This is a genomic window from Ramlibacter sp. (genome assembly GCF_035554825.1).
GTDB lineage: Bacteria > Pseudomonadota > Gammaproteobacteria > Burkholderiales > Burkholderiaceae_C > Ramlibacter.
This window is the reverse complement of sequence record NZ_DATMHS010000055.1, coordinates 1-21,818: the sequence shown is the minus strand read 5'-3', so window position 1 is coordinate 21,818 and position 21,818 is coordinate 1. Positions and strand designations below refer to the sequence as shown.

Here is a 21,818-nt window from a genome sequence, read left to right as displayed (position 1 = left end):
ACCACCGGCTCGGACACCAAGATCAAGAAGATCGCCAAGCGTTTGAAGGTGCTCGAGGCCTTCCACAAGTCGGGCATCAAGCCCGAGTGGATGATCCTCGAGGTGCTGCCGGTGCTGCCGCCCGAGCTTCGTCCGCTCGTGCCGCTCGACGGCGGCCGCTTCGCGACGTCCGACCTGAACGACCTGTACCGCCGCGTGATCAACCGCAACAACCGGTTGAAGCGGCTGCTCGAGCTCAAGGCGCCCGACATCATCGTGCGCAACGAGAAGCGGATGCTGCAGGAAGCGGTGGACTCTCTGCTGGACAACGGCCGCCGCGGCAAGGCGATGACGGGCGCCAACAAGCGCGCCCTGAAGTCGCTGGCCGACATGATCAAGGGCAAGAGCGGCCGCTTCCGCCAGAACCTGCTGGGCAAGCGCGTCGACTACTCCGGCCGCTCGGTCATCGTGGTCGGCCCGACGCTCAAGCTCCATCAGTGCGGCCTGCCCAAGCTGATGGCGCTGGAGCTGTTCAAGCCGTTCATCTTCTCGCGCCTGGAAGCGATGGGCATCGCCACCACCATCAAGGCGGCGAAGAAGGAAGTCGAGTCCGGCACCCCGGTGGTGTGGGACATCCTGGAAGAGGTGATCAAGGAGCACCCGGTGATGCTGAACCGGGCGCCGACGCTGCACCGGCTGGGCATCCAGGCGTTCGAGCCGATCCTGATCGAGGGCAAGGCGATCCAGCTGCATCCGCTGGTCTGCGCCGCCTTCAACGCCGACTTCGACGGCGACCAGATGGCCGTCCACGTGCCGCTGTCGGTGGAAGCGCAGATGGAAGCCCGCACGCTGATGCTGGCCTCCAACAACGTGCTGTTCCCCGCCAACGGCGAGCCGTCCATCGTGCCGTCGCAGGACGTGGTGCTGGGCCTGTACTACACGACGCGCGAGCGCACCAACGCCAAGGGCGAGGGGATGATCTTCGCCGACATCGGCGAGGTGCAGCGCGCGCTCGACGCGAGCCAGGTGGATCTCACCGCCAAGGTGACGGTGCGCCTGACCGAGTGGAACAAGGACAAGGAGTCGGGCGAGTTCGTGCCGTCGACCTCGCTGGTCGAGACGACCGTGGGCCGCGCGCTGCTGTCCGAGATCCTGCCGAAGGGCCTGCCTTTCGCCAACATCAACAAGGCGCTCAAGAAGAAGGAGATCAGCCGGCTGATCAACGCTTCGTTCCGCAAGTGCGGCCTGAAGGAGACCGTGGTCTTCGCCGACAAGCTGCTGCAAAACGGCTTCCGCCTGGCGACCAAGGCCGGCATTTCGATCGCGATCGACGACATGCTGGTGCCGCCGCAGAAGCCGGAAATCATCGGCCGCGCCGAGCGCGAGGTGAAGGAGATCGAGCAGCAGTACGTCTCGGGTCTGGTCACCGCCGGCGAGCGCTACAACAAGGTGGTCGACATCTGGGGCAAGGCCGGCGACGAAGTGTCCAAGGTCATGATGGCCCAGCTCGCCAAGGAGAAGGTCACCGACCGCAACGGCAAGGAAGTCGACCAGGAGTCGTTCAACTCCATCTACATGATGGCCGACTCGGGCGCCCGCGGTTCCGCCGCGCAGATCCGCCAGCTGGCCGGCATGCGGGGCCTGATGGCCAAGCCGGACGGCTCGATCATCGAGACCCCGATCACGGCCAACTTCCGCGAAGGCCTGAACGTGCTGCAGTACTTCATCTCCACCCACGGCGCCCGCAAGGGCCTCGCGGACACGGCGCTGAAGACGGCGAACTCGGGCTACCTGACGCGCCGCCTGGTCGACGTCACGCAGGACCTGGTCGTGATCGAGGAGGATTGCGGCACCCAGGAAGGCTCGCTGATGCGCGCCATCGTCGAAGGCGGCGAGGTGATCGAGTCGCTGCGCGACCGGATCCTGGGCCGCGTCGCGGCCGAGGACGTGGTGCATCCCGAGACGCACGCTGTGATCGCCCAGGCCGGCACGATGCTCGACGAGGACCTGATCGAGGAACTCGAGGCCGTCGGCGTCGACGAGGTGAAGGTGCGCACGGCGCTGACCTGCGCCACCCGCTTCGGCCTGTGCGCCAAGTGCTACGGCCGTGACCTCGGCCGCGGCGGCTTGGTCAACGTCGGCGAAGCGGTGGGCGTGATCGCCGCGCAGTCGATCGGCGAGCCGGGCACGCAGCTGACGATGCGGACCTTCCACATCGGCGGCGCCGCGTCGCGCGCGGCCATCGCCTCGACGGTGGAAGCCAAGTCCAACGGCGTGATCGGCTTCAACAGCACGATGCGCTACGTGACCAACGGCAAGGGGGAGCTGGTGGTGATCGCCCGCTCCGGCGAGATCGTCATCCACGACGAGCACGGCCGCGAGCGCGAACGGCACAAGGTGCCGTACGGCGCCACGCTGACGATCAAGGCCGACCAGCAGGTCAAGGCCGGCACCGTGCTGGCCAACTGGGACCCGCTGACCCGCCCGATCATCACGGAATTCGCCGGCAAGGTGAAGTTCGAGAACGTCGAGGAAGGCCTGACGGTCGCCCGCCAGGTCGACGAGGTCACCGGCCTGTCGACCCTGGTCGTGATCGACCCGAAGCGCCGCGGCTCCGCCAAGGTGGTTCGCCCGCAGGTGAAGCTGGTCGATCCGGCCGGCAACGAGGTGAAGATCCCCGGCACCGACCACTCGGTGACGATCGGCTTCCAGGTCGGCGCGCTGATCCAGGTGCGTGACGGCCAGGACGTGGGCGGCGGCGAGGTGCTGGCGCGCATCCCGATCGAAGGCCAGAAGACCCGCGACATCACCGGCGGTCTGCCGCGCGTGGCCGAGCTGTTCGAAGCCCGCTCGCCCAAGGACAAGGGCGTGCTGGCCGAGATGACCGGCACGGTGTCGTTCGGCAAGGAGACCAAGGGCAAGATCCGCCTGCAGATCACCGATCCGGAGGGCGGCGTGCACGAGGAGCTGGTGCCCAAGGAAAAGAACATCCTGGTGCACGAGGGCCAGGTGGTGAACAAGGGCGAATCGGTGGTCGACGGCCCGGCCGACCCGCAGGACATCCTGCGCCTGCTGGGCATGGAAGAGCTGGCCCGCTACATCGTCGACGAGGTGCAGGACGTCTACCGGCTGCAGGGCGTGAAGATCAACGACAAGCACATCGAGGTGATCGTTCGCCAGATGCTGCGCCGGGTCGTGGTCGAGAACGTCGGCGATTCGAGCTACATCGCCGGCGAGCAGGTCGAGCGCTCCGAGATGCTGGACACCAACGACGCGCTGCGCGCCGAAGGCAAGATCCCGGCGACCTACAGCAACCTGCTGCTGGGTATCACCAAGGCCTCGCTGTCGACCGACTCGTTCATCTCCGCCGCTTCCTTCCAGGAAACGACGCGGGTGCTGACCGAGGCGGCGATCATGGGCAAGCGCGACGAGCTGCGCGGCCTGAAAGAAAACGTCATCGTCGGCCGCCTGATTCCCGCCGGCACCGGCATGGCGTACCACCAGGCCCGCAAGGCGAAGGACCAGATGGACGAGGCCGAGCGCCGCGCCATCGCCGAGTCCGAAGCCGCGGAACTGGCCAGCGCCGGCGAAGCCTCGGCGCTGCCGGAGACCAGCGAGGGCACCGCCACGGAATAAGCCGCGGCTTTCACCCGTAAACTCGAAGCCCCGGACCGCCACGGTCCGGGGCTTTTCTCTTTGCCATGCCCAATTCGCTGCTTTCGTGGACGATCGCCGCCCTCCTGCTGTTCTGGGGGGTCGGCGCGTACAACCGCCTGATGCGGCTGCGCGCCGAGGCGCACAGCGCCTTCGCCGTGGTCGAGGCGGAATTGGCCAAGCAGGTCGAACTGGTGCGCAAGCAGCTGCCCGGCGCCGACTTCACGCAGCCGGCCGCCCTGGAGCAGGAGAGCACCTTCTGGGCCGGGCTGCAGGGCGCTGCCCGCCAGTTCGCTGCCTCGCTGGCCGCCGTCCACAATCGCCCGCTCGACGCCCGCCGCATGGCGGCGCTGAATGCCGCCTCGGACGTGTTCGTCGTGGCCTGGGAGAACGCCGCCCGCGACGACGCGCACGATCTCGCCGGGCCGCGCCTGCCCGACAACGTGCTGGCCCGCCGCTCGCAACTGGCGCTGCAGGCGCATGCGGCGATCGAGCAGTTCAACGGCGCGGTCGGCCGCTACAACGAGGCGATCGCGCAGTTTCCCGCCGTGCTGCTGGCATGGATGTTCGGTTTCAAGCCGGGGCGGCCCCTGGACGGCAGCCTGGGCGCCGTGATGGCCGAGCGATGAACGTCGCCGCCGCGGGCCCCCGTCCGGCCGCCGCGATGCCGCTGTGGCGCTTGCTGCAGGCGGCCGCGCAGGTCCTGGAACAGGTGCGCGCCGGCCATTCGGCGACGGCGGCGCTGGAGCAGCTGGAGGCCGCCCTGCGCCCCGGCGCGCAGGCGCTGGCCTTCCAGACCCTGCGCCAGCTCGGTCGTGCCGAGGCGCTGCGCCGGCTGCTGGCCCGTCGGCCGCCGCCGCCGGCGGCCGACGCCCTGTTGTGCACTGCGCTGGCGCTGTGCTGGCGCGAGCACGAGGCGCCGTACGAAGTCTTCACCCTCGTCGACCAGGCGGTCGAGGCGGCCAAGCGCCTGCCCGCCGCCCGCGGCCAGTCGGGCTTCGTCAATGCCTGCCTGCGCCGCCTGCTGCGCGAGCGGGCGGCGCTGGTCGCCGCCACCGACACCGATCCGGTGGCGCGCTGGAATCATCCGAAGTGGTGGATCGAGCGGCTGCGGCGCGATCACCCGCAGCACTGGGAAGCAATTCTGGCGGCCAACAACGCGCAGCCGCCGATGACGCTGCGCGTGAACGCGCGCAAGGCGTCGCCGCAGGAATACCTGGCGCAGCTGGCCGCCGCCGGCATCGACGCCCATGCGGTGGGCCGCTCCGGCGTGATCCTGGCGCGCGGCCGCGGCGTGCACGACCTGCCGGGTTTCGACGCCGGCGTGGTCTCGGTGCAGGACGCCGCCGCCCAGCTCGCGGCGCCGCTGCTGCTCGATGGGCTGGCGGGCGGCGCGCCGTTGCGCGTGCTCGATGCCTGCGCGGCGCCGGGCGGCAAGACCGGGCATCTGCTGGAACTGGCCGCGGCGGACGTGACGGCGCTCGACGTCGACCCGGCCCGGTGCGAGCGCATCCGGGACACGCTGCGCCGCCTCGGGCTGGCCGCGCAGGTGGTCGCCGCCGACGCCGCCGAGCCTGCCGCCTGGTGGGACGGCCGGCCATTCGACGCCATCCTGCTGGACGCGCCCTGCACGGCCTCGGGCATCGTGCGCCGCCATCCGGACGTGCGCTGGCTGCGCCGCGAAACCGACATCGCGCAGCTGGCGCAGCTGCAGGCGCGGCTGCTCGCGGTGCTGTGGCCGCTGGTCAAACCCGGTGGCCGCCTGCTGTATTGCACCTGCTCGGTGTTTCGCGAGGAAGGGCAGGCGCAGCTGCAAACGTTTGTTGCGCACCACAAAGAGGCGTTTTCACTGCCCGCGCCCGGGCATTTGCTGCCGCAACACGGGTCAAACGGCAATCTGCTCCGGGACAATCTGGAAGGTGATCACGACGGGTTCTTCTATGCCCTGCTGGAAAAGCGTGGGGCCGATCAGGGTGCTGGCCAGGGGGCTTGAGCGCGCCCTGGCTGCCGTGCTGGCGCTGTGCCTGCTGGCCCTCGCCGCGCCGGCGCAGGCCCAGTCCGGCAACGCCGAGATCACCCAGTTGCGGCTGGAGCGCTCCGAGGAAGGCCTGCTGCTGTCGGCCAACGTGCGCTTCGACCTGCCGCCCGTGATCGAGGATGCGCTGGCCAAGGGCATCCCGATGTTCTTCGTTGCCGAGGCGGTGCTCTTTCGCGACCGCTGGTACTGGTACGACAAGCAGGTGGTGACGGCGGCGCGGCACATGCGCCTGTCGTTCCAGCCGCTGACGCGGCGCTGGCGCCTGGTCGTGTCGTCGTCGCCGATCGGCAATTCCGGGCTGGCGCTGGGGCAGACCTTCGACACCCGCGACGAAGCGCTCGCCGCGGTGCAGCGCATCTACCGGTGGAAGGTGGCCGAGCCGGGCGACATCGACGCCGAGGGCCGCCACAACGTCGACTTCCGCTTCCGGCTCGACGTCTCGCAGCTGCCCCGGCCGTTCCAGATCGGCGCCGTCGGCCAGGCCGACTGGAGCATCAGCGCCATGCGCAACCAGCGGCTGGCGCTCGAGAACGCCCGATGACGACGCCGCCGGCCGGGGCCGACCGCTACCCGCTGCGCAGCTCGCGCGCCTTCCGCTGGGGGATGTTCGTCGCGCTGGCCGTGATCATGGCGATCGGCATCGTGCTGCTGTTCCTGCTGACGCAGGCCACCGGCAACCGCGAACTGTACGAGCGCAACTACGGCCGCCTGTTCGTCATCAACGTCGTGGTGGCGGCCCTGCTGCTGCTGGTGATCGTCTGGATCGCGGTGCGGCTGTTCGCGCGGCTGCGCAAGGGCAAGTTCGGCAGCCGCCTGCTGGTGAAGCTGGCGGCGATCTTCGGCCTGGTCGGCTTCATCCCGGGGCTGCTGATCTACGTCGTGTCCTACCAGTTCGTGTCGCGATCGATCGAGAGCTGGTTCGACGTGAAGGTGGAGGGGGCGCTGGAAGCCGGCCTCAACCTGGGGCGGGCCACGCTCGACACGCTGGCCAACGACCTGTCCAACAAGACCCGGGCCGCCGCGCAGGAGCTGGCCGAAACCCAGACCTCGATGGCGCCGCTGGCGCTGGAGCGGCTGCGCGAGCAGCTCTCCGCCAGCGACGTCGTGCTGTGGAGCGGTTCCGGCCAGCTGATCGCCAGTGCCGGCCAGTCGCGCTTCCAGCTCAATCCCGAGCGGCCCAGCTCGCAGGTGCTGCGCAACGTGCGCGCGCAGCGGGTCATCTCGATCATCGAAGGACTCGACGACCCCGGCGGGCTGAACAACACCCGGATCAAGGCGCTGGCCGTGGTCTCGCATCCGACGGTCGGCGTGCTCGCGGAGCCGCGCGTGCTGCAGGTGACGCAGACGGTGCCGCCCACGCTGGTGGCCAACGCGATCGCGGTGCAGGAGGCGAACCGCGAATACCAGCAGCGGGCGATGGGCCGGGAGGGCTTGCGGCGCATGTACATCGGCACCCTGACGCTGAGCCTGTTCCTGGCCGTGTTCGGCGCCGTCGTGCTGGCGATCGTGCTGGGCAACCAGCTGGCGCGCCCGCTGCTGGTCCTGGCGGCCGGCGTGCGCGAGGTGGCAGCGGGCGATCTGTCGCCCAAACCGGCGCTGCAGGGCAAGGACGAACTGGGCGGGTTGACCCGTTCGTTCGCCGAGATGACGCAGCAGCTCGCCGACGCGCGCGGCGCCGTCGACCAGAGCATGGTGCAGGTCAACGCCGCCCGCGCGCACCTGCAGACGATCCTCGACAACCTGACGGCGGGCGTGATCGTGCTCGACGAGCGCGGCGTGATCCAGACCGCCAACCCGGGCGCGACCCGCATCCTGCGCGTGCCGCTGGCGGCGTGCGAAGGCCGCCCGCTCGCCAGCGTCGAGGGGCTGGAGACCTTCGGCGCGGCCGTGCAGCAGCAGTTCGACGTGTATCTGGAAGATCGCGGGCAGCATGGGCTCGACCATTGGCAGCAGTCCTTCGAGCTCGGGGCGGCCGGCCCCGGCGCAGTCCACAACGTGGTGACGCTGGTTGCCCGCGGCGCCGTGATGCCGGGCGAGCAGCCGGGCACGACGGCGCGGCTGCTGGTGTTCGACGACATCTCCGAGATCGTCTCGGCCCAGCGAGCCCAGGCCTGGGGCGAAGTGGCGCGGCGGCTGGCGCACGAGATCAAGAATCCGCTGACGCCGATCCAGCTTTCGGCCGAGCGGCTCGAGCGCCGGCTGTCGGGCAAGCTGCCGGCGGCCGAGGAGGCGGTGCTGGCCAAGTCGGTGCACACCATCGTGGACCAGGTGGACGCGATGAAGCGCCTGGTCAACGAATTCCGCGACTACGCGCGGCTGCCGGCGGCGGAGCTCAAGCCGCTGGACCTGAACGCGCTGGTCAGCGACGTGCTGCATCTGTATGCCCGCGACGGCGACCACGACACGGTGGGCGGCCACGCCGCGGTCCGGATGGAGCTCGACGCCCAGGCCCCCGAGATCCTGGGCGACGCGCAACAGCTGCGGCAGGTGCTGCACAACCTGCTGCAGAACGCCCAGGACGCCACCGAGGGCGCGCCGGTGCGGGAGGTGACGGTGCGCACGCAGTGGAACGAGACGGCCCGCCGGGTGCGGCTCATCGTGCAGGACAGCGGGGCCGGTTTCCCCGACAACATTCTCAGACGCGCCTTCGAGCCGTACGTAACCACCAAGGCAAAAGGCACGGGCCTCGGGCTGGCGGTCGTGAAAAAAATCGCGGATGAGCATCGGGCCCGGATCGATCTCAAGAATCGTGTGGAAAACGGCCGCGTGCTGGGGGCGCAAGTGTCGTTATCATTCGCGGTTGCGGGATAGCAACAGCCCAGCGTGGCCGGCGCCGCCGCAACCTTCAGGACATCCATGGCAAACATTCTGGTCGTCGACGACGAGCTGGGCATCCGCGACTTGCTCTCGGAGATCCTCAATGACGAAGGGCACAACGTCGAACTGGCCGAGAACGCCGCCCAGGCCCGCGCCGCGCGCGGCCGGTCGCGGCCCGACCTGGTGCTGCTCGACATCTGGATGCCGGACACCGACGGCGTCACCTTGCTCAAGGAGTGGTCTACCACCGGCCTGTTGAGCATGCCGGTCATCATGATGAGCGGCCACGCGACCATCGAGACCGCCGTCGAGGCCACCAAGATCGGCGCCCAGTCGTTTCTCGAGAAGCCGATCACCATGCAGAAGCTGCTGAAGGCAGTGGAAGCGGGGCTGGCGCGCACCCAGGCGGCGCTGGCGCCGCGCAAGGCCGGCGCGCCGGTCGTCGCGCCGGTGGCGCCGATGGAACTCACCGTGGAAGTGGCGATGACCGGCGGCCAGCCGCTGCCGCCGGTGGTCGACATGGGCCCGCAGGCACGCCAGCTGTTCGAACTGGACAAGCCGTTGCGCGATGCCCGTGACGAGTTCGAGAAGTGCTACTTCGAGTTCCACCTGGCCAAGGAAGGCGGCTCGATGACGCGGGTGGCCGAGAAGACCGGCCTGGAGCGCACCCATCTGTATCGCAAGCTGAAGCAACTCGGCGTCGACCTGTCGCGGGGCAAGCGAGGCGGCTGATATATAATCGACGGCTTCCGGCCCGGTAGCTCAGTTGGTAGAGCAGCGGATTGAAAATCCGCGTGTCGGTGGTTCGATTCCGCCCCAGGCCACCAGATAAGAAGAGCCCTTGGTCAGCGATGGCCAAGGGCTTATCCTTTGCGGCTGGCCTATCCCTAGTAGGAGAGACGCGTGACGGACTGGATGCCGAGATTCAAAGGCGACGTGGACGGTCGCTACGTTGAGCTCTTCGAATGCGGGGACGGCGGTAAGCTAAAGGTCGTCACGACACCAGCCGGGGACGTAAGAAGCGCCGGATCGTTCGACCCCGGGTCCGAAACCTTCATGCGAGTAGTCCCGAGTGGCGCGGCGATTGAGATTGAGGCGTCTACAGCCGACGGGCTCGTGCGCGAGCTAATCGCCGCTGGGTTCACGGAGCGGGGCGCAAAAGAGATAGCGCGACACGGTCGACGCCCCGAACCCCACTGAGTTGGACCTGCCGTGCAGGTGGCGTGCAACTCGGCCGAGTCTCGGACCCCCTGCGCTGCCTCAGCGCTTCTCTGGGGCATTTGGTCTATGGCTGATTCGCGAGCCCGCTGTAACGGCGCGGGCAGCAGTCGGTAGTTGTTGCACGCACCGGGCGACGTGAGACTTGCCGAGACGACCTTCGCAACGTACGACGGCTTGACGGTGGCTGTTGATCGCATTCTGCGCTCCGCTGAAGTCCATGCGAGTGAGCAATGTCTGGTCGCTGGGGCGCAGCCCGTCCGCATTGCGCAATTCGCCAGTGGCCGTCGTGTCGCCCGGGCGGCTGCTTCCACGCTAGGGTATGTCATTGAAGCAATCGGTTCCGGCCCCGGGGGTGATCCGTTGTTTCCGGATGCGCTTGTGGGCAGCATCAGCCATACGCGAAGGCATGCTGTCGCAGCTGTTGGGCTTTCCACCCATTACCGAGCTATCGGAGTCGACGTTGATGATGATCGGCCCCTCGAACCGGCAGCAACCGGCGCGATCGCATCGCCTGCTGAGATCGCAGTTGTGATGCGCGTTGTGTCCGGAACGGCTCCCCTCCTGGGGGCGAGCATCACGTTCAGCCTAAAGGAAGCCATCTTCAAGTGTCAGTTTCCAGCGCTCCAGCTCAGGGACCTTGACTTCCGAGACGTGCTCTTGTCTGCACCTGACGGGGTCACCCTCCGCGCGCGTGCAAGGCGGCCGGATTCGCGGCTGAGCGAATTGCTCGTAGCGATGCAGCTTCAGGTCCTCAAAATCGGCGGAGCTCGAGTCTGCTTGGCGCTGGTGCCTCGATAGATGTTTGATTTTCGAACGTGACGGGTATATAGTTCTTGAAAATCGGACGAAAGGACCATGCCGTGGCCAAGAAGAAACCAATTTCCCAGGCAGAGTTCGAGCTCAAACAGGACGGCCTCTTTCAGGCGCTTCTAGAGAAGCTTCAGGGGGAGAAGAGCGACGCGTTCATCCCAGAAGCACCGGGAGAAACGGACGTCTTCGATACGCCTGACGTAGACTCGAAGACCGTCATTAAGCTCACGCCAATCGTCGAGGACGAAACTGGCCACAAGCTGAAGCCGGAATGGGTCGTCAAAGGCGGGTACTCCAGCGTTGAAGAAGCCGCACTGGATGTCATCAATAAGTTGCGCCATCACTGCTACGGCGCCCAGCCGGTAACGAGCGGCGCATTCGCTGCGCTGGCGGTGTCACCATGACTGACGAACGCATTGCGCTGGGCCAGCGTCTGAAGGAAGCGCGTGAATACCAAGAACTTTCCCAACAGGAGGTTGCAGACGCGCTCCGCCTACCGCGCTCAGCCATTTCGTTGATTGAAGCCGGCCAGCGTAAGGTTGAAACGCTGGAACTCAAAGCAATGGCACAGATTTACGGTCGTCCGATCGGCCACTTCACCGGCGAGGTGCAGCCAGCCGCCGTTCCCGAAAGTGTGACGATGCTTGCTCGCAAGGCCGAGAAGTTGTCTGAGGCAGACCGGGCGGAGCTCCTCAGATTCAGTGACTTCCTGATGCAGCGTTCTAAAGCGAACGGTGGTCCAGGTGAGTAGGCGTGACGCGATCCTGAACGGCACGGCTCGTGCATCACAACTGCACGAAGACCTGGGCCTGAAGAATCGGCTTCGGGCCGGAGACGAGCCGATCGATGTGCTTGGTGCCATGGCCTCTCTCGATATAGCGGTTGTCTTCAAGCCGTTGAAGGGGCTCTTGGGTGCTTACCTGCGCGTCCCAGGCGCTGCGGGCGTGGTAATTACCAGTGAGCGGCCGCTGCACGTGCAGAGGTTCACTGCGGCGCATGAACTCGGTCATCACGTCTTCGAGCATCCATTGAGCACTGATTCAACCGTGGGCTACGCAGCGCGCGGCGAGCGAAGGGGCTACGATGAGAATGAACTCGAAGCGGACGCCTTTGCGTCTGAGTTCTTGATGCCCCGCTGGCTGATAGCAGCTCATATGCGGCGCCGCAGCTACACCAAGCAGGACCTTTTTCGCACCGACGTCATTTACCAGCTCTCGTTGCGCCTTGCGGTGAGCTACTCGGCTTTGTGCTGGGCGCTGTACGGGCACGGCCTCTTCGCGCACGACCAAGCCGAGCAGATGGCAAGCCGCGAGCCCAAAGGCGCCAAACAGATGGCTGCTGCCGACGTCGTGCCTCAGACGTGGCACCCGGACGTGTGGGCACTTAGCGAGCGGGATCACCGTTCGATCATCATAGGTGGTCCGGAGGATCTCGTCGTGCTCGAACTCGAGGAGCACTCTACTGCCGGGTTTGCCTGGGATCTCCGCGAAGCGAAGGCGCTAGGCATGCGCATCCGCGCCGACGAGCGGGTGGTCGTCGACGAGGAGGCCATGGGTGCCGCACAGAAGCGACGCTTGACGCTCGAAGGCGATGTTCAGGGCATCTTGCGCTTGGCCGAGCGTCGCCCATGGGAGCGCAACGGGCAGCCGAATCAAAGCTTCGAGGTGCGCCTCGATCTGCATGGGCGCGAGCGTGGCGGAATGCCGCGGGCTCAGCGGGCGGCGCTGAGGAAGACTGGATGAGCGCTGTCGGGGGCATCGTTCCGACAATAGACCTGCGGGAGCACTGGAAGGGGGTCCGGGACCAAGGCGCACGTGGCTCCTGTCTGGCGTGCGCCGCCAGCGATGCACACATGCACGCCCACCAGCTCTCAGATCCATTGTCGGCCGATGGCCTCTTCTATCGAGGCGTGCAACGCATGCCGATGAAGGACCCGAAGCACGGGCTCACGTTTCAGGCAGCGAAGGGTGCTCTCGCCCATGATGGTCAGTGCCGCGAAATCGAGTGGCCATATCCCGCAGCGACTCCATCGCCATGGCTCGTACCGGCTGGAGTTGGCACACTTTGGTACGGCAATCTTTCCTACAAAGCCCACGCGAGCTCGGAGATCGTGCTCAAACTGCAAGCTGGTGCGCCAGTCGTGATCGGGCTCATGATCAACGAGGGATTCCGCGACGCTGCCGCCCCTCACTACGTGGCTCGGGACGAGGGTGCAGACCTTGGCGGCCATGCGGTCCTGGGTGTAGGACTTGGGAAATCAGCAGAGGGAACGCAGCTGGTGCTTGTTCGCAACAGCTGGGGGTTTCAGTGGGCATTTGGCGGACACGCGTGGATTGACACCGGCTACATCGACGCGCATCTCATCGGCTATGCCGGGATCGGAGCGCTGAGCAATGGAAGTGGCAAGAGGACGTACTAGGGTCGAGGCTTGGCTGGACACGGTCGGCAAGATTACGCCGGGTGGACGTGTATACAACCTGATCACCGAGATCGCACAGCCGATGGCCGTCACGCCGCAGTCCCGCGCCGTCGAGGCGATTGTGGACAGAGAACTGCGCGACAACGGGCACCAACCCCTCGTTACGGTCGCGGAGACCATTTTCCCGATGACCGAATACAAGCAACGTGGCCTGCAGGGCGTTTTCGATTACCCGAATACCATCTTCCCGCTCATCCGGTCAGTGGCGGCCAACAACAGGGGCACGTATGCATTGCGCCTGGTGCAGCGAAGATGCTCCGATGGCACCCTGCTGAACCCGCTGGAGCTGATGATCGATAAGATGAAGGCATGGCTCGCGCGCGAGGCTACAAGGCGTGCGATCTACGAGATTGACGTGGGTCTTGAGGCTGCAGAGCTAAAGTTTTACGACGCCGAGATCGACAATGCAAATCACATTGGTGGGCAGTGCCTGAGCCATCTGAGCTTCAAGCTCGGCGACAACTCTGAGCTGTATCTCACTGCTATGTACCGCTACCAGTACATGCTTCAGAAGGGGCTGGGTAACTATAAGGGGCTCGCGAGCCTACAAGCCGTTGTTGCCCGGGAACTCGGAATTGAAGTCGGACCCCTCGTCGTCCACGCCACGCTCGCTTTTCTCGATGTCAGCACTGTCGGCGGCATGAACAAGTACAACGCGCTGGTCTCGAAGTGCAGCGAGGCGCTTCAAAGCGCCCCCGTTGCGTGAGCCTTGACGGTCTGTCAGACCTCAAAGAGGTTAGCAGGCGCACCTTGTGCGACCGGGTCGCGCGGGCGAGCCGGAGTGAAGGTTGGCGCCGGCTCTATTCCCCACTTTGGCGGAAAGAAAGGCTGCTCTATGGCCTTTCGACTTTGTGCAAATCGCTGTTTAATCCGCGTGCGGCCAGAATGACCTCGAAACCCGGGGTGAGCCACTCGCGCATACTTGTCTACCTCGCAGAATAAGTTTTGACAGTCAATTAGCTGTAAGGGCCGTCCCCACAAGTCCTGGAAGTCGAGCCCTAGCCGCGCGAATTCGCTCGCCTGTCTCTCAGCCACCCAAGCGATGATCTCAGATTCGCTGTAACCACCTAGGCTGATGAAGCACTTTCGGATACCGTCGCGCGCCCCGGGTCCAGGAATCACGAATTCCATCTCGCTAAAAGAAAGCGTAGGACCATAGTTAAGATCCGTGATGAACTGGTACGCTAGAAATCTGCCAAACCCAGGGATCTGCAGAAGTCGCTGGTATCCAGCCTCCATGCTCTTCGCGTTTGCGAGGTCAATTGCCAAACCGTCTTTTAGTTCTCGTTCAAGTAGCTCCAGGTGCATCTGGTGCTTGGAGGGTCGACGGACTCCGGCCGGGCCACTAGGCATAATGTAAGCCGCGGAATAGATCGACGCGCCCCCATCCCTAACTGTCTGCAGCAGCCTCGCGAAGTGGCCCACCGAAAAGCTCTTCGTGGTGATTTCGCCGAACGAGCTCTCCAGAAGTTGCCACGTTTCGATCTTATTGAACAACTTAAAGAGCAACGTTCGCAGCAGTTCATCTTCCCACTCGAACCGAGCGCCATAGATCACGTTGCGAATGAGGTATTGGCTCACACGATCCGCAGCGCGGTATGGATTCGTAAACCTAAACTCCGCAAGAATGCGATCGCCCGTCCATGGGGGAGGGTGCCCAGCAACGCGCTTTCGATAGATCCGCTGACGCTCTGCTGCGAACTGCCAGTAGCTGTCAAAGACGGCGCTAGGCTGCGGCTGCGTACGCCGGACGAAGGCCACTCCAAGACCTCCTGCTGACTTTTGCCGGTCGCAGTTTAGTAGATCGTCCATTGCTCCTCGCTTTCTCGTCGAACACTGCGCCAGCCGAGAAGAATAAGATATTCTGCCATAGAATACAGACGTCGTGACGAACAAGTGGCCCCATAGTTCGACTCCGGACCCGCTCGATCCGCGAAGTTTTCGCGTGGCAGCGCTCGTTCGAGCTGCGCGTAGCGCGCAAAACCAAACGGAATTTGGGCGAGCGCTTGGTGGCTACAGCCAGCCGCAAATCTCGAAGTTCGAGAGTGGCGAAGCTGATCCACCGGCTTCTGTTATAGAGACGTGCATGCGCATCGTTGCCGAGCAACGCGGTGTGACCGAGGAGCTGAACCCCACAGAGATCAGCGAACAACTGCTGCGAGTTGCGGCCACCCCGGAGCTAAGTCACCTCGCCCGCGCAATAGGACTTATCGTCAAGGCGTTGGAGCCTCGTCAGATTGGCCGCCCGCGCTCCAAGACTCCACAATGACATGCTCTCGCGAAAGCGAATTGAAGCCGCGCCGGCGTCTCGCGCCTGGACGTCCACCGGCCGCGCACCGTCAAGCGTGGTGCCGAAAACGCGGGGAGGTTCGGCCGCACACGTACGAAAGGGGCCACTGCGCCCAGTGTGGTAGTGAGGTTAAAGGTCCTAATCCGTCGAGCGGAGAGCAGAGGTCATGAGTCAATCAGCACGGCTACTTCACATCACAGACACGCACATCCTTTTAGGGGGCGGCGACTATAACCCTGACGACATCAAACAGGATATTGGGGTAGCAGGGCAGTCGCGAGGCGAGGCACTGCAGACGTTACTCAAGAGAATCGCTACGGACATTCACTGCAACCCGCTCGACGGTGTAGTTTTCTCTGGCGACGCGCTTGCACGGGGGGTGCCCGGGGGAAACCAACTCCTCCTCGACTTGATCGTCGAACAGTTAAGGATCGCGCCGGAACGCATCCTCGCGGTTCCCGGCAACCACGACGTGCCGAAAGGAAGTGCGCCGGGAAGCCCACAACGATACCAAGATTTTCTCTCGGTTTGGCGCGCAGCTGGATGCATTACCCCTTGGCTGGACGGCGTCGATTCAGCATCTGCCGTGGACTGGGAAAAGCATGTATTACTAGGTCCCGAAAACGCTTGGGCGGTGTTGGCTGTGAACACGTGCAACTGGTCCCACGTCGAAGTGATTCCTGAGGGCCTGAAGACCGTTTGGCACAAGCTAGCCCTTCGCGTCGCTGAAGGGGACCAGCAAGAAGAAGAGCGAGTAGCGAGGGAATTGAACGAGCTTGTGCGGCACGACGCAGCGCATATTTCAGTTCAACAATTTGAGCGGCTCAGGGAGATACTCCGCGTTCTACCGCAGCCAAGCAAGGGTAGGCAGCTCAGAATGGTCGCGTTGCATCACCATCTGAGAAATCCAACCCTACGCCTCGAGTTCAAGTCAATGCCAGACTTGATCCCGCTGGAGCAATTTCGGACGCTGCTCTTGCAGCGCGACATCAAAGTCGTCTTCCACGGCCACAAGCACGAGTGGAGGCAACACTTTGATCATGTGGAGACCTTTCACGACGTCGGCGGTAGGCCGCACAGAGTGCTTCTGTTGGCCGGTGGCACTTTCTCCGACAGCGCGCAATCCCATGCAGCCGGACGGGTTCAAATCGAGGGCCTGCCATGGGCACCAACTGTTCGAGTGGAAACGTTTGCGTCACCCCGATCAGGTCTGGATTTAGAGGTAAAGGCCAGTGCTCCTCTGCGCCTCTGGGAGTACACGCAAGGCGGCAAGCAGGTGCCTTCCCCCATGCCGGTTATCCAGGGCGATGATTTTAACGAGGTGTATGCAAAGGTGCGCGCTGCAGCATCTGAGGAGGCGACTCCGGGGCCTCTGGTGGTTCAGCTGGATTTCCGAGGTGAAGCTGCATGGCAGCTTCCTGAGGGATATCCGACGTCCGTTGCAGAACAGCGACGCGAAGGATGGCTGAAAGGACTGGTTGAGTGGTGGCAACAACGCGATTCGCAACTGGAGCGGCGCGTGCCGTATATCCACGGTAGCAGACTGCTGAAATACGGAAATAACTTAGACCAACTCAAGCGCGTGATTGGTCTTCTTCGGGAGAGAAACACAAGTCGGGCCTTGGCTGTGTTGTTGGATCCTCGGCTCGACTTCGTGGAGCACCCAAAAGTTGAATTTGCCTCGTTCTGTCTAGTGCAGTTTACTAGACGGGATGTCGGATCGAGTCATGTCATCGATGTGATTGGCTATTATCGTGCGCAGGAAATGCTACAGTGGTGGCCGATTAACGTCGCTGAGCTTCGGTACTTGCAGGAGAAGGTGGTGGAGGGCGCGGGCGGAAAACCGGGCCGCATCACTACAATTACAGCGAGCGCTCGCGTGGAGAATGCCCCATCACCAACGCACGTAGCGATGCCTGTGATTGACCGCTGGCTCGACCAAGCACCGGAGAAATTTTTTAGGCTAGCCATGTACATGCTTCATGGCAAATCGGATGCGGCTAATGACCCGCTGGTCGAGGAGTGGCTAGATGAACTTGCTGCTCTTCAACAGTCCGCAAGGAGACCGGCTCGTGATGGGGGGCCTGTGGTGGCAATTGACGGACCTGCGAGACTAGCGTTGTATCTGACCGCCTATGAGGGCGTAAACGCTGGCAAGTGCCAAGAGCTAGCGACTGAACTGCATGGGCTCGCTCGCCACGCGCAAGGTCGACCATCGTCGGATGACGCATTGCGATCATGGGAGGAGAACATGCAGACTCATCTGAGCAAGGTGATCGCTTTGAGTCGCCAAGCGTTGGGTTTGCCGCATTCCTAGCGGGTTCCACATTAGGGAGGAGGGAACCAGATGGTTCGGCACTTCAGCGGTGACACGTGTGACGAAGTCTGGAGAGCTGCAGCAGTCCCGCTGGCTGCAGGTATGGATGCGGCCCACACTGGCAGCCGACAGGGTGACACCCTCGAATATCTTCACTGCATCTTTGAGGTGAGGGATCCGCGACAAAGATGGGTACTGTCTCGTACACCGGCGCTGAACCCGGCCTTTGCTATTGCGGAAGTAATCTGGATTCTACTTGGCAGCCGAAGCTCAAAGCTTATCAACTATTGGAATCGGCGATTGCCACAGTTTGCGGGCCGCGGTGAAAAATACCATGGTGCCTACGGTTACAGATTGCGCGCGCGCTTCGGATTCGACCAAATCGACCGAGCCTGCGATGCACTAAGTGCGAATCGAGATTCCCGCCAAGTAGTGCTTCAGATTTGGAATGCGGAGGACGATTTGCCAAATGCAGATGGTACCCCGCGCGACGCAGACATCCCCTGCAACCTCGTGTCAATGTTGAAGATTCGCGATGCTCACCTCTACTGGACTCAGGTTCTCAGGAGTAACGATCTATTCTTGGGCGTGCCGCACAACTTCGTGCAGTTCACAACTCTGCAGGAAGTTGTGAGTGGTTGCTTAGGTGTTGGGCTCGGACCATACGTACATATATCAGATAGTTTGCACCTGTACGCCAAGGATTCGGCCGCCTTTGGTGTCTCGAGTCCCGCATTGCGAGTGCCCAACACCGACAACTTAGCCGTCCCTAGGCATGAACTGGCGACGATCTTGGGGGCCGTGGGCGAACTGATGTTGGAGTTGAGCGGCGACGGCCTGCCCTCGTCAGCGATCATGAGAGTTGCGACTGATCGGGCTCTCCCTGAGGCCTGGCGCAATCTGGTGTGCGTGCTCGCTGCGGATGCCGCTCGACGGCGCCGTTGGTTTGACGAAATGGCAGCTGCAGTCGCGGGGTGCACGAATCCAGTGCTGCAAACTGCTTGGGCGGCGTGGCAGAAGAGAGTGGGGTGACGGAGGCTATCTACGGCACCGGGCGCGCCAGAGGCGCAACGATCGACGCCAGGCTGGCGCCGCGCTGGCGATTACCCAGAAACCCATTGCAACCGTGCAACCAGTTCACCTTCATCACCAAAGCCGATTCGCAGGTGAGCGGCGTAAGCGTAGCCCAGATCCCGCTTAAACGCTTGGAGCTTTAGAAAGTCGTAGGCGTCCGAGACTCGAGAGGAGGCCTTCTTGACCTCCACGACCAATAAATTGCGGTCCGGCCTACCACGAACATGGACGATCACGTCCGGGAACACAGTTACAGCGTCCAAGGAGTCATCGTCGATGCCCACGCGCTCGTGTAGTGCCAACCGCTTCACATCAAATCCGTCTCTGTTGTATTCGCAGTCGACGTGGTATCCAGGAAAGTGACCTGCCAAGTGGACTGCCAAGCGGTGAGTCAGACTGCGTTCACTCGCATCAGCATGAAGGAGATGCCAGTCGTGCTCGCAGACGTCCTGTGTTGCCCTTTCCAGAGCAGCAACGACAGCCTTCTCCAAAGCGCCCTTTGTTTTCAAGAGCGTGCACCTACGCCAGCATTGATGTAAGCAGTAGCTGATTTGCCCTGCTAGGAAATATTGCACGGCGGCCCCGCCGACGTCAAGGCAGTCACTCACTCGAAGTCTATGGAACTCTACGAACCGCCTCCCACAGCTCGTAGATCGTCAGGCCAAGCGCATTGGCGATGACCTCCATGGCATTCCGCGTTGGATTTGCTGCCCTCGCGCACCAGGTGTAGCAAACCCTGGTTGGATCAGAAGAGCGCCTGGTGCTCCCGGCAATACTGCAGGCCAGCAAAACGGCTTTCGTTGTTCCAGCAAAACTTGCCTTCGGCAAAGCTGATCTTCGAATTGCAATGAGCGCAGATGAGGCGCTTCGCAGGTGCGGGCTGCGCAGGCGCCTGGCCCGTCGACCGGCGTTGAGCCTGGTGCTGAGAGGGCACAGGTTGCTCTTGTGCTCGAGGATTGCGGACCGTTGGCGCTGCTGCTGGCACTGGTGACGGCGCTGCCTTGGGTTGCATGAACTCCGGCAGCTCCAAAGGATTCGCGGGCCGGTGCTGACGAGCCAGCTTCTCGCCCCATTCCTTGATCGTGTCCAGACTCCGCAGGTTTGCGATCCCCAGCAAGACCTTTCCGACGCCGATCTCCTTGTCGACAAACCGCTGATGCCAGGTGGGGAACTGGTCGGCCTTGATGACGTTGCTCGTGTCGAGGGCCTTAGAGGATGGCCGCTTGATGATCGCCTTGGGGTGCAGCAGCACTACGTGGTGAAACTCAAACGACGAGCCCAGGCGATTTTCAATCCCGACACGCTCCATCACCTTGCGTAGGACCCGCTCGTGGCGCCTGCTTTGCTCAATGGGCGACGGGATGCCGAAGGAGTCGTCTTCGTACTCCGCGGTGAACTCTCCGTACTCGTTGATGGCGAGGCTGCCAGAGTAGTTCTTAGTCTCGATCAGGTACATCCCAAAGCCGCGGTTGATGACGAGGTGGTCGATCTGGGCCACGTCACCATCGATCACGAACCGCAGGTCATGGAGCACGACATGGTTCTTGCCGTCCTTGAAATAGCTATCGAGGTAGTGAGCTGATTCCCTCTCACCTTGGATGCCCTTGCGGAACCGGCTCAGTTCATTTCGGAGCCATTGCTTCTGCCGTGCGTCCAGCAGTGGAGAACGCTGCAAATCTTCCAGCAACGTCAGGCGCTTCGACTTGTCGTCGGCGGATTTCACGAGCACTGCGGATCTCCTCGGCTCTTGGCTGTTCCCACCAGCACCACCTGCGGGTCTGGTAGGCGCTCAATGATGCTATCGACCAACCCGCATTTCAATGGGGCTGCGGCGTGCAAGCAACTAGCGGGGGCAGCTTGTGGAGCCCTTGCGCGCAGTATTGATCGGAGTCAATGAGGCCACCCGGCTGCGACGGCAACGGGAGAAGCTATCTGCTTGCCGTCTCCGCCGGCAGGCGCTCGATCGCATGCCAGAGCTGGTAAATCGTAAGGCCCAGCGCGTTGGCGACGACCTCCATCGCATTCAGCGTGGGATTTGCTTGTCCTCGCTCCAGGCGACTGAGATACGTCTGGTAGAAGCCGCAGCGCTCACCAAATTCAACCTGGCTCAGACCTGACTCGAGCCGGAGCTGGCGGATGCACCGGCCAAAGCGCTGAGCGAGCGTCTCCTTCTTCACGACGGAGACTGTCTCGCTTATGCTCTAAATCACATACACACTAATTCACATACGACATGCGGCGGCGAAGAGCCCGCGGGATCTGCATGTCTTGTTCAACCCCGCAAATCAGGAGTACGAATGAAGAAGAGAGTTGCCCTCGTGCTTGCCCTCGCCCTGATCGGCTGCAGCCAGCAAGAGGACGTTCAGAACGCCATCAAGGCGCGCCTCAAGGATCCCGGCTCGGCCCAGTTCCAGCGGGTCCTGGTCAGCGACAAGGGTGATCAGGCCTGCGCCATCTGGAATGCCAGGAACAGCTTCGGAGGTTACGGCGAATGGCGCGCCACTGGTCTGCGCAAAGGAGACGGTGGTTGGCAGATCGCGGACCCTGACATGGCCCCCGACCGGTGTACCGAGGCAGGCATCAACGCGTTTGACCGATTCCAGAAAGCTCAGGATGATCTCAACAAGGCACTGGCCCGCTGACGTCCCCATTCATCAACAGAGGAGAAGAGATTGAGAATTGCACGGAGAGCATTGATCGCAGTCGGTGCGCTGCTGGCGCTCGTGGCCCTTAACCTCGACACCAGCGTTTCGACCGGCTTTGGGCGCGTTCACAACATTGGCCTGCAGTCCCAGCAACAGATGCTCCTGATACTCGGGTGCGTGATGTTCCTTGCGGGCGTCATCCTCTTCGCCGTCGAGAAGATCAAGCAGACACCGGAGGAAGACGCGCGAGACAGGGCGGCAGAGGAGGCCGTCCAAGCCAAGGTCAAGGGGGCCATAACCGAGTGGAAGAGACGGGGTGACGAGCGTGTCGAACTGCTCGAGAGCCGGCGTATCGTGAGCGGCTGGCTATCCCCTCTTGACGAGAGCTATGCGTTCGGCCGCGTCAGCCGCAGCAGGGGGCGCGTTTACCTGATTCCTGAATCGGCGGGCAGGGCACGGTGCCATAGGAGCAGTAGACGCAGCAGTCTCCTGGC

General features: G+C 63.4%; 21 protein-coding genes and 1 tRNA gene. 18 read left to right on the top strand and 4 right to left on the bottom strand.

What is annotated here, in order from left to right; genetic code table 11:
- The 13 genes from rpoC to VNT59_RS06050 all read left to right on the top strand — a co-directional run.
- A partial coding sequence (gene rpoC, locus VNT59_RS06105) for a DNA-directed RNA polymerase subunit beta' (RefSeq protein WP_325497433.1) occupies positions 1–3,615 on the top strand: 3,615 nt, incomplete at its 5' end.
- 65 nt (positions 3,616–3,680) lie between these two features.
- Positions 3,681–4,262: a LemA family protein gene (locus VNT59_RS06100; protein ID WP_325497432.1), complete on the top strand. Its 582-nt coding sequence runs from the start codon at positions 3,681–3,683 to the stop codon at positions 4,260–4,262.
- Positions 4,259–5,626 carry a 16S rRNA (cytosine(967)-C(5))-methyltransferase RsmB gene (gene rsmB, locus VNT59_RS06095; protein ID WP_325497431.1) on the top strand — a complete coding sequence of 456 codons (1,368 nt, stop codon included), beginning with the start codon at positions 4,259–4,261 and terminating at the stop codon, positions 5,624–5,626. Before VNT59_RS06100 ends, rsmB begins: the two co-directional genes overlap by 4 nt.
- Positions 5,592–6,212, top strand: coding sequence for a DUF4390 domain-containing protein (locus VNT59_RS06090; RefSeq protein WP_325497430.1), 621 nt, complete (start codon positions 5,592–5,594; stop codon positions 6,210–6,212). Before rsmB ends, VNT59_RS06090 begins: the two co-directional genes overlap by 35 nt.
- Positions 6,209–8,482: a sensor histidine kinase gene (locus VNT59_RS06085; protein ID WP_325497429.1), complete on the top strand. Its 2,274-nt coding sequence runs from the start codon at positions 6,209–6,211 to the stop codon at positions 8,480–8,482. Before VNT59_RS06090 ends, VNT59_RS06085 begins: the two co-directional genes overlap by 4 nt.
- A 45-nt stretch (positions 8,483–8,527) precedes the next feature.
- A complete protein-coding gene (locus tag VNT59_RS06080) occupies positions 8,528–9,220 on the top strand; it encodes a response regulator (protein ID WP_325497428.1) in 693 nt (230 codons plus the stop codon).
- Positions 9,221–9,239: 19 nt separating this feature from the next.
- Positions 9,240–9,315: transfer RNA gene (locus VNT59_RS06075), tRNA-Phe, on the top strand.
- Between the two features lie 529 nt (positions 9,316–9,844).
- A complete protein-coding gene (locus VNT59_RS21880; RefSeq protein ID WP_414708348.1) occupies positions 9,845–10,507 on the top strand; it encodes a 4'-phosphopantetheinyl transferase family protein in 663 nt (220 codons plus the stop codon).
- A 62-nt stretch (positions 10,508–10,569) separates the two neighbouring features.
- Positions 10,570–10,923: a hypothetical protein gene (locus tag VNT59_RS06070; RefSeq protein WP_325497427.1), complete on the top strand. Its 354-nt coding sequence runs from the start codon at positions 10,570–10,572 to the stop codon at positions 10,921–10,923.
- Complete coding sequence (locus VNT59_RS06065; protein WP_325497426.1) at positions 10,920–11,270, top strand: helix-turn-helix transcriptional regulator; 351 nt, start codon at positions 10,920–10,922, stop codon at positions 11,268–11,270. Before VNT59_RS06070 ends, VNT59_RS06065 begins: the two co-directional genes overlap by 4 nt.
- A complete protein-coding gene (locus tag VNT59_RS06060; protein ID WP_325497425.1) occupies positions 11,263–12,261 on the top strand; it encodes an ImmA/IrrE family metallo-endopeptidase in 999 nt (332 codons plus the stop codon). Before VNT59_RS06065 ends, VNT59_RS06060 begins: the two co-directional genes overlap by 8 nt.
- Positions 12,147–12,938 (top strand): C1 family peptidase, encoded by a 792-nt coding sequence (locus VNT59_RS06055; RefSeq protein WP_325497424.1) that lies wholly within the window; start codon positions 12,147–12,149, stop codon positions 12,936–12,938. The genes VNT59_RS06060 and VNT59_RS06055 overlap by 115 nt, the downstream gene beginning before the upstream one ends.
- Positions 12,913–13,704, top strand: a complete 792-nt coding sequence (locus tag VNT59_RS06050) for a hypothetical protein (RefSeq protein ID WP_325497423.1) — start codon at positions 12,913–12,915, stop codon at positions 13,702–13,704. Before VNT59_RS06055 ends, VNT59_RS06050 begins: the two co-directional genes overlap by 26 nt.
- A gap of 14 nt (positions 13,705–13,718) precedes the next feature.
- On the opposite strand, the gene VNT59_RS21875 is transcribed toward VNT59_RS06050, so the two are convergent.
- Positions 13,719–14,810: a nucleotide kinase domain-containing protein gene (locus VNT59_RS21875; protein WP_414708347.1), complete on the bottom strand. Its 1,092-nt coding sequence runs from the start codon at positions 14,808–14,810 to the stop codon at positions 13,719–13,721.
- A 73-nt stretch (positions 14,811–14,883) separates the two neighbouring features.
- Here VNT59_RS21875 and VNT59_RS06040 point away from each other — a divergent pair, with 73 nt between their 5' ends.
- The 3 genes from VNT59_RS06040 (at position 14,884) to VNT59_RS06030 (ending at position 18,637) form a co-directional block, all read left to right on the top strand.
- Complete coding sequence (locus tag VNT59_RS06040) at positions 14,884–15,267, top strand: helix-turn-helix transcriptional regulator (protein ID WP_325497421.1); 384 nt, start codon at positions 14,884–14,886, stop codon at positions 15,265–15,267.
- Between the two features lie 187 nt (positions 15,268–15,454).
- Positions 15,455–17,605, top strand: coding sequence for a metallophosphoesterase (locus VNT59_RS06035; RefSeq protein ID WP_325497420.1), 2,151 nt, complete (start codon positions 15,455–15,457; stop codon positions 17,603–17,605).
- A gap of 30 nt (positions 17,606–17,635) precedes the next feature.
- Complete coding sequence (locus VNT59_RS06030) at positions 17,636–18,637, top strand: thymidylate synthase (protein ID WP_325497419.1); 1,002 nt, start codon at positions 17,636–17,638, stop codon at positions 18,635–18,637.
- Between the two features lie 71 nt (positions 18,638–18,708).
- Here VNT59_RS06030 and VNT59_RS06025 read toward each other — a convergent pair whose 3' ends face one another.
- The 3 genes from VNT59_RS06025 to VNT59_RS06015 all read right to left on the bottom strand — a co-directional run bounded on the left by VNT59_RS06025 (position 18,709) and on the right by VNT59_RS06015 (position 20,856).
- A complete protein-coding gene (locus tag VNT59_RS06025; RefSeq protein WP_325497418.1) occupies positions 18,709–19,188 on the bottom strand; it encodes a hypothetical protein in 480 nt (159 codons plus the stop codon).
- Positions 19,189–19,424: 236 nt separating this feature from the next.
- Positions 19,425–20,402, bottom strand: coding sequence for a nuclease-related domain-containing protein (locus tag VNT59_RS06020; RefSeq protein WP_325497417.1), 978 nt, complete (start codon positions 20,400–20,402; stop codon positions 19,425–19,427).
- A gap of 205 nt (positions 20,403–20,607) precedes the next feature.
- On the bottom strand, positions 20,608–20,856 hold the full coding sequence (locus tag VNT59_RS06015) for a helix-turn-helix transcriptional regulator (RefSeq protein WP_325497416.1): 249 nt from the start codon (positions 20,854–20,856) through the stop codon (positions 20,608–20,610).
- Between the two features lie 120 nt (positions 20,857–20,976).
- Here VNT59_RS06015 and VNT59_RS06010 point away from each other — a divergent pair, with 120 nt between their 5' ends.
- Both VNT59_RS06010 and VNT59_RS06005 read left to right on the top strand, forming a co-directional pair.
- On the top strand, positions 20,977–21,321 hold the full coding sequence (locus VNT59_RS06010; protein ID WP_325497415.1) for a hypothetical protein: 345 nt from the start codon (positions 20,977–20,979) through the stop codon (positions 21,319–21,321).
- A gap of 51 nt (positions 21,322–21,372) precedes the next feature.
- The coding region (locus VNT59_RS06005) for a hypothetical protein (RefSeq protein ID WP_325497414.1) at positions 21,373–21,818 on the top strand (446 nt) is incomplete at its 3' end.

Bases quoted from the DNA above. Each gene is read 5' to 3' on its own strand.
- VNT59_RS06100 (WP_325497432.1), top strand. From the start codon at position 3,681: ATGCCCAATTCGCTGCTTTCGTGGACGATCGCCGCCCTCCTGCTGTTC.
- rsmB (WP_325497431.1), top strand. From the start codon at position 4,259: ATGAACGTCGCCGCCGCGGGCCCCCGTCCGGCCGCCGCGATGCCGCTG.
- VNT59_RS06085 (WP_325497429.1), top strand. From the start codon at position 6,209: ATGACGACGCCGCCGGCCGGGGCCGACCGCTACCCGCTGCGCAGCTCG.
- VNT59_RS06080 (WP_325497428.1), top strand. From the start codon at position 8,528: ATGGCAAACATTCTGGTCGTCGACGACGAGCTGGGCATCCGCGACTTG.
- VNT59_RS06065 (WP_325497426.1), top strand. From the start codon at position 10,920: ATGACTGACGAACGCATTGCGCTGGGCCAGCGTCTGAAGGAAGCGCGT.
- VNT59_RS06055 (WP_325497424.1), top strand. From the start codon at position 12,147: ATGGGAGCGCAACGGGCAGCCGAATCAAAGCTTCGAGGTGCGCCTCGA.
- VNT59_RS06050 (WP_325497423.1), top strand. From the start codon at position 12,913: ATGGAAGTGGCAAGAGGACGTACTAGGGTCGAGGCTTGGCTGGACACG.
- VNT59_RS21875 (WP_414708347.1), bottom strand. From the start codon at position 14,810: ATGGACGATCTACTAAACTGCGACCGGCAAAAGTCAGCAGGAGGTCTT.
- VNT59_RS06035 (WP_325497420.1), top strand. From the start codon at position 15,455: ATGAGTCAATCAGCACGGCTACTTCACATCACAGACACGCACATCCTT.
- VNT59_RS06030 (WP_325497419.1), top strand. From the start codon at position 17,636: ATGGTTCGGCACTTCAGCGGTGACACGTGTGACGAAGTCTGGAGAGCT.
- VNT59_RS06010 (WP_325497415.1), top strand. From the start codon at position 20,977: ATGAAGAAGAGAGTTGCCCTCGTGCTTGCCCTCGCCCTGATCGGCTGC.